Genomic DNA, 5,561 nt, shown 5'->3' on the forward strand with positions numbered 1-5,561 from the left:
GCGTTGCTGCTTCACGACACTCCCGATTTCGCCTACGGTTTCTTCGGGGCCATCCGGATGGGCGCGGTAGCCGTCCCGCTGAACACCCTGCTGAAACCCCACGACTACGAACACCTGCTGAACGACTGCCGGGCGCGCGTCATCATGGTGAGCGAGGCGCTGCTGCCGCAGATCGAGGTCATCCCGCGGGACCGGCTGCGATACCTGGAGCAAGTAGTGGTCGTCGGGCCCGCGCGCACCGGCATGCCTTCCCTGGAAAACTTGATGGCGGCGCATTCACCGGACTTCGAGCCCGCGGCCACCTGCAAGGACGAACCCGCGTTCTGGCTCTATTCCTCGGGCTCTACCGGATCACCTAAGGGTTGCGTCCACCTTCATCACGACATGGTGGTGTGCGCCGAGCTCTATGCCCGGCAGATCCTCAACATCGGCCCGGAAGACCGGTGTTTCAGCGTGGCCAAGCTGTTCTTCGCCTATGGATTAGGGAACGCCCTGTACTTTCCGTTCTCGGTCGGAGCCACCAGCATCCTGTGGCCCGGGCCGCCGATCGCCGCCCATGTGTATGAGGTCATCGAGCGCCACCGGCCGACGCTCTTCTTCTCCGTGCCCACCAACTACGCCATGCTCTTGGCCCACCGGAGGGAGGGCGCGGACTTTGATCTCTCCGGTGTCCGGCATGCAGTCTCGGCCGGGGAGGCGCTGCCTGCCGCCCTCTACCATCGTTTCCGGGAGCGCTTCGGGGTCGAGATTCTGGATGCCATCGGTTCCACGGAGGCGCTGCAGATGTTCATCGCCAACCGCCCGGGAGCGGCGCGACCGGGGTCCAGCGGCCAAGTGATCCCCGGGTACGAGGCACGCATCGTGGACGAGGAAGGACGTGATCTGCCCGACGGAGAAGTGGGCCACCTCCTTGTCCGGGGCGATTCCATCTGCGCCTTCTATTGGAACCAGCACGAGAAGACCAAGGCCACCATCGAGGGAAACTGGCTGCGGACCGGGGACAAGTATCGCCGCGACGAGCAAGGTTACTTCTGGCATGCCGGCCGCTCCGACGACATGCTCAAAGTCGGCGGCATCTGGGTGAGCCCGGTGGAGATCGAGAGCACCCTGCTCGAGCACCCGGCAGTACTGGAGGCGGCCGTGGTCGGGCGGGAGGACCAGGACCGGCTCATCAAGCCCGCGGCCTACGTCTCCCTCCGTCCGGGTTTTGTAGCGGGGGAAGTGCTGGCAACGGAAATCAGGGAGTTCGTGGTCTCCCGAATCGCGGAGTACAAGCGCCCCCGCTGGGTGGAGTTTCTGCCCGAGCTGCCCAAAACGGCCACCGGGAAGATCCAGAGGTTCAAGCTGAGGCAGATGGCGGCCGCAGGGAGAGGATAAAGGGGCTGTTGTCTTGTCGAAATAGCAAGGCGCATTTCTGAATGCGCTTCGCCGAATGCCATTCGCTATTGGTCAAAAGCCATCCGCTGATCCTGGCCTGAGTCATGCGTTGACTTGCCGAGATGCCAAGTTTCTGTTCTTTTTTCCGGACAAAATTGAAATTTTTGAGGTAGCCGTGAAATCGTGCAACTCTCGAGGAACGCCGTGAATCCATCCGCAATACAGCGAATGACTGCGGTGTGCGGCGCGGGAACAAAGCACGCTTTCCTTCGCTCCAATGCCGATGTATAGTCGCTGGTTTTCTGGGGATTGATTCTGTGAACAGGCTGTGGCGCATCGCACTGCCGGTAGTAGTGGCGGTGGCGCTGGCCGTCTCCGTGGCCCTGACCTTATGGCAGGCGAGGCGGGCGCTGCAGGAGTCCGCCGGTCAGGTAGCTGAGCAAGGGCGCCTGCGCTTCACCGTTTCGCCCCTGGAGCCAGCGGCCTCACCAGTGGTGGAGTGGGTCAGTTCCCCCGCCGTCTTTACGGACGCCGCTTCCTACCACGGCCTCCTTTATATAGCCGGGCCTGCCGGACTCCTCGCCTACGGCCCGGAGGGCCAAGTGGTGGCGCACTACCGCGTGGGGCAGGAACTGCCGCCCGCCCCCATCGTTTCGTTGACCACCGGAGCGGCCATCGATTCCGCCGAGCCCGAGCTGTTCCTGGCGACTGCGGGTGCCGGTCTGGTGGCCTTCAATGGCCGCAGTTTTCGCCGTCTGCTTCCCGAAGATTCGCTCCACCGCAAGCTGACGTCTGTGCAGGTAGTGGGCTCGGGACGCGTGCTGCTGGGAACAGAAAAGGGAGTGCTGGTGTACGACGGCAAGACCCTGGCGCCCTTCCATCCGGGTCTGGCTGGGCTGAAGGTCACCGCGCTTGCCGGTGACGAGGCGAGCCTTTGGGTGGGAACGCTGGATCAGGGCGTCGTGCACTGGCACGCCGGGCAGATCGAACGCTTCGCGGAAGCCGAGGGTTTGCCGGATCTGCGAGTGACGGCGATCGCGGCAGGGGGCGAATCCGTTTATGTGGGGACGCCTCTCGGCGTGGCCGAGTTTCGCGGCGGCCGGTTCCATCGTGGGCTCGCGTCCGGTTTCTTCGCCCGCAGCCTGATGGTGCGCAGTGAACGGCTGGTAGTGGGAACGCTCGAAGAAGGCACGGTGGAGGTGCCTTTGGCCGAGCGCCGTCCACGCTCGCTGCGCCAGACGGGAGAGCCGCTACCGGGCGCCGTGGGACGGTTGCTGGAGCTGGAAGGCGTGTTGCACGCCCTGGCCGACGACGGACTCTACGCGTTGAAAAAGGGCGGTGGCTGGCAGCGAGTGCTGGGGCGCGAAGCAGCGCTCCTGGCCGACCGCAACATCGCTGCTCTAGCCTTCGACCCGGCGGGCCGGCTCTGGGTCGGCTATTTCGATCGCGGGCTGGACATCCTGGACGCGAGCGGCCAGCACGCCAACCACGTCGACAACGAGCGCGTCTTCTGCGTCAACCGGATTGTGCCGGACCCGGAGCGGAACCTCATCGCGGTAGCGACCGCGAACGGCCTGGTGCTGTTCGATGCGGCCGGCCGCCAGCGCCAGGTCCTGGGCCGCGCGGAAGGATTGATTGCCGATCACGTCACGGACGTCGCCCTGTACCCCGGCGGCATGGCTGTGGCTACGCCTGCCGGCCTGACCTTCCTCGACGGCGCCGGCGCCCGCAGCCTCTACGCCTTCCACGGCCTGGTAAACAACCACGCCTACGCGCTGGCGGCCCGGGGCAACCAACTGATGGTGGGCACACTGGGAGGGCTATCCGTCGTAGAAAGCGGGCTGGTGCGCGCCAACTTCACCACCGCCAACTCCGGCCTCCGCCACAACTGGATCACGGCTATCGTTTCCTTGGGCGATGAGTGGCTGGTGGGCACGTACGGCTCCGGGGTTCTGCGTCTGGACGAATCCGGACACTGGCACAGCTTTGCGGACCTGAAGCCGGATTTCGAGGTCAACCCCAACGCCATGCTGGTTACGCCCACGCGGGTTTACGTCGGCACGCTCGACCGTGGCTTGCTGGTCTATGACCGGCAGCGCGAGCGCTGGTCTTCGGTGACAAGCGGGCTGCCTTCCGTGAACGTTACGGCGCTTGCGACGCACGATGGCTATCTGTACGTGGGCAGCGACAACGGCCTGGTACGTGCGCGGGAGGAGGAATTGCTGAAGTGAGTCGCCGGTCGAGCGCGCTCGGGGTCGTGTCGTTGCTGCTGGTGCTTGCTCTAGTCATGCGGGCGCCCGCTCGCGCGGATGCGGGCGTGCTCATCCCTTCCAACAAGCCGGCGCCCGATCCTTCGATTCTCTCCCTGGAAGAGATGGAAATCACGGTGGTCATCGATAACGGCGTAGCTCGCGTGGAGGTGCGGCAGATTTTTGCCAGCCACCAGGGCTCGATCCTCGAAGGGGAGTACCTGTTCGCGCTGCCCGCGCGCGCCACGGTCTCCGACTTTGCCGTTTGGGACGGGGTCACGCGCATCCCGGGGGTGATTCTGGAGCGCAAGAGGGCGGGCGAGATCTACGAGAACCTGAAGTGGCAGTCCATCGACCCCGGCCTGCTGCAGGTGGGCGAGCGCGGCGCGGACGAAGCGCGGCGGACAGCCGTGTTCAGCGCCAAGATCGTTCCGATTCCTGCCTACGGCACCAAGCGCATGGAGATCGAGTACCACGAAACCATCCCGGTGGAGAGCTTGGAGTCGTACTTTGCGATTCCACTGCGGCCGGACGCCTACCATGCACAGGTCGCCGGCCGCCTGCGGATCGACTTCGAGCTGCGCTCGGCACATGCCGTGCGCGATTTTCAACTGGTGGGCACAACTTATCCCCTGCAGGTGAAGGAGCGCACCCCGAACCTGGTACGCGGCACTTTCGAGGGTCGCAACGTCACCTTCACTGAGGATTTCGCGGTGCGCTACGCAGTGGATCCGGCGAAGACCGATCGCCTCGAAATCCTGACGTATCGTGAGCCCGTGCCGGGTACGCCGCCGCCGACCGTGACCGCTCCCGAGCCCCGAGGCAACGAGCCCGGTTTCTTTGAAGCCTCGGCCGTGCTGGGGACGGGCAGCGCGGCTGCGGCCGATGCGCCCGGGAAGCCCCGTACCGTATTGGCCCTTTTCGACACCTCGCTCTCCATGCAATGGGAGAAGCTGGACCGCAGCTATCAGGCGTTGGAGGCGCTGCTGCGCGGGTTGCGGCCTGCCGACCGCTTCAACCTGGTGGTGTTCAACACGGAGTTGACGCCGTGGTCGGCAGGTTTTGTGGCAGCCGAGCCGGCGCACGTGGAGGCGGCTCTGGCCTTCGTCAAGTCCGGTTACATCCGGGGCGGCACCAATATGGAACGCGCCCTCGGGGCGGCGCTCGGCGAGTTAGCCGGCCAGCGAGCCGGGTCGGCCGCAGAAAAGACCGGGACCACGGCGTGTGAAACCAACTGCTACCTGGTGTTGTTCAGTGACGGCGGAGCTACGCGCGGCTCCATACAGAACGCTCGGCTGGCGGCGGGTTATGAGAAGAAGTGGCGAGAGTTGCCGGAAGCGCAGCGTCCACGGACGTTCGTCTTTGCCGTTGGCGACGACGCCAACCTGCCTCTGCTGCGTCTGTTGGCGCGCCACGACGGTGTTCTGGAATGGGCGCGCTCCACCGAGCCCATCGAGTTCAAGTTGCAGGCGTTCCTTTCCAAGATCGGGCGCAGCCCCGTGGCCGGTCTGCAACTGAGCGCTGCCCCGGAATCGAACTTCGACCTGACCTACCCGCTCGACGAAGCGCCGTACGCGGGCTCGGTGGCCGCCTGGATCGGACAATACCGGCGTCCGATGCCGAAGGCGGAGTTTGCCGTGCGCGGAACACGCGATGGCGCGCCGCTGGAGATGCGCGCCAGTGCCGCCTTGCCCGAGCGCAACGTCGACCATCCGCACTTGCCGCGCCTGTGGGCGCGGCGGCGCGTGGACGCGCTGCTGGAAAAGATCGAGCGCGAGGGTGAGGACCGTGAGTCCATAGACGAGATCGTCCGCCTGGCCCGCAAGTACAAGTTCGTCACCCCCTATACATCGTTCCTGGCCGCGCCGCGCGCGCTGCTGCGCCCGCGCGTCATTCGCCCCGGTGACCCGGTGCTGCGCGTGAAGACCGACCCCT

3 protein-coding genes are annotated in these 5,561 nt (G+C 65.4%); all 3 read left to right on the plus strand.

Annotated elements, in window-relative coordinates:
• On the plus strand, positions 1-1,377 hold a 1,377-nt coding region (locus VLE48_15320; GenBank protein ID HSA94382.1), incomplete at its 5' end, for a benzoate-CoA ligase family protein.
• A 317-nt stretch (positions 1,378-1,694) separates the two neighbouring features.
• Positions 1,695-3,608 carry a hypothetical protein gene (locus VLE48_15325; protein HSA94383.1) on the plus strand — a complete coding sequence of 638 codons (1,914 nt, stop codon included), beginning with the start codon at positions 1,695-1,697 and terminating at the stop codon, positions 3,606-3,608.
• Positions 3,605-5,561, plus strand: a 1,957-nt coding sequence (locus VLE48_15330) for a VIT and VWA domain-containing protein (protein HSA94384.1), incomplete at its 3' end; no start/stop codon positions are given. The genes VLE48_15325 and VLE48_15330, both read left to right, overlap by 4 nt.

Source organism: Terriglobales bacterium, from assembly GCA_035454605.1.
Classification (GTDB): domain Bacteria; phylum Acidobacteriota; class Terriglobia; order Terriglobales; family Acidobacteriaceae; genus DATMAB01.